The following is a 1994-nucleotide window of genomic DNA, read 5'->3' as shown; positions in this document are numbered from 1 at the left end:
CATAAAACCGTTGTTGTGACTTTTAAATAAATTCCAAGACATAATTTATTTTATGTCGGGTGGTGATTTGGCAAATCGTTTGTTGTTTGAAAATAATACCAACGGTGGTGTACCAATGTTATTTATTGTGATGTTATCAATTGCGGGAATAATATTGGCGTTGCTATTGGCAGGGCGGATGATTGAAATAATGTTGGCGGATGAAAAACATAGCAAGTTAAAAATAACATTGCGTAATATGATTTTATTGTTTGTAGCAATTCCAACAATACCAGTTATTTTCTATACCTTGAATATTATTGTTAACTTGCTAACACAAGCGATTATGCAAGCAAGCAATTTGAATATGCAAAATATTGGGTTGTTTATATTTAATTCGTCGTTTGATAATGGAATGCACGACTTTGATTATGTGCCAGCGAGTTGAACGTTTGCAGATAGTGGACATTTTAATTATTTGCTGTGTTTGTTTTCTGAGAGCTTTATGATTTACATTTTCTTATTGATTGCCTTGTTTTTATTTTGGCGAACTGCGGAATTATTAATTCTTTATGTTTTATCGCCCGTTGTGATAGTTTCGGCAATTCAAGATGAGGGACGAAGATTTAAAAACTGAAAAGAATTAACGGTTGCTCGTTTTATTAGTTTTAATATGGTTTTCTTGGCGTATAGTTTGTTTTTATGGAGTATGTCAGTGTTCGCGGAAATTGGTAAAGCCATTTCCGACCCAACAACAAGACCAATTTTTACTCTACTAGGTATTTTTGCTTTTGGCATTGTTGTTGTTAAATCACCACAACTCTTATCATCGCTTTTGGGTGGTAATACATCGTTGAGTGATGGGATTGGTAATATAATGGGGTTAAAAGTAGCAACCAATGCCTTTATGACTGATGGGGCGTTGACAGTAAGCGGTGTGAAGGCAAGTTATAGTTTAAGTAAGAAAACTGCTCGTGGAATTGGAACGGTTCGTGCATATCAAACTGGGGCAAAAGAACACGGTTTTAAAAATATTGCCAAGGCACAATTTAAAAACGCATTCACTGGAGATTATAAAAATCAACAGAGCAAAACAAGTGAAAAAATCAATCAGTGGTTCACTGATAAATAATTTTTAAATTATCGTTTGTAACTCATTGAAAGTTATTTTAATGAATAAGATATTAACTCAATGCGTTATAAACGCTTAGAAAGGAAACATAAATTATGGAACCAAAACAAAACGAATGAGTAACAGTTAACATCATAGCACGCAGAAAACTGAAACGCGAAACCGACAAAGCAAATTTATTTTCAATTCCCGAACATAAGGGGTTGTCGGTGTGAATTAGTAAAAAATGTATTCACGGTTCGCGGAGTGGTAAATCATTAGCTGTTGGTATCAAAGCCGATGATGAATATATTATCTGATTGTATGATAATGACGCTAAAATACGTGTAAAAAATGAAATTTGACAAGGACAACATTTAATTAATCTATATCAAAAAGAATGAAACAAAATTCTTGAAGCAATTAAAATCAACCAAGAAGCATTAAACAAAATAGGGGGTGAATAATTATGGATGATAATAAAGCACGTATTATTACAAAACGAGCCAGTAAAATTCGTTTTACGATTTCTAATGCTCTTGGTGGGATTGGTAAGGTTGAAATTGCAATTATTGTAATTGATTTTTTAATTACAGCGTTGATATTTTCTTTTCTATTTAAGTATCAAATAATTGCAAGTGTTCTTATTACAATTTTTATGTGATTAACAAGTTTAATTTTAATGTTTCCAACAAAAAATGGAACTAAACTATACAGTGTTGTTTGAACAGCATTCAAATATATTTTTGTTAAAAAACAAAATAATGACGTTTTAAAAATTAGCCAAATTCAAAAAATAGAAAATAATACTATTAAATTTAAACATAAAACTAGTGTTGTTTATCGTATTGAAGCGGTGGATATTTTATTAGCTAATCAACAAGAGCGAGATACTCCTATCTAC

At 31.5% G+C, this 1994-nt stretch carries 3 protein-coding genes; all 3 read left to right on the top strand.

Translation table 4 applies throughout. The features are described from left to right. A partial coding sequence (locus TS70_RS06425; RefSeq protein WP_232332555.1) for an Mbov_0396 family ICE element transmembrane protein occupies positions 1–1111 on the top strand: 1111 nt, incomplete at its 5' end. A gap of 95 nt (positions 1112–1206) precedes the next feature. Continuing rightward, entirely contained in the window at positions 1207–1557 is a 351-nt protein-coding gene (locus TS70_RS06420) for a hypothetical protein (RefSeq protein ID WP_198049766.1), read from the top strand. Between the two features lie 2 nt (positions 1558–1559). Continuing rightward, the coding region (locus TS70_RS06415; RefSeq protein ID WP_198049765.1) for a hypothetical protein at positions 1560–1994 on the top strand (435 nt) is incomplete at its 3' end.

The sequence above is a fragment of the Spiroplasma sp. hyd1 genome, assembly GCF_016082235.1.
Lineage (GTDB): Bacteria > Bacillota_I > Bacilli_A > Mycoplasmatales > Mycoplasmataceae > Spiroplasma > Spiroplasma poulsonii.
The sequence above is the reverse complement of the archived record's forward strand: the minus strand, read 5'-3'. Positions and strand labels throughout refer to the sequence as shown.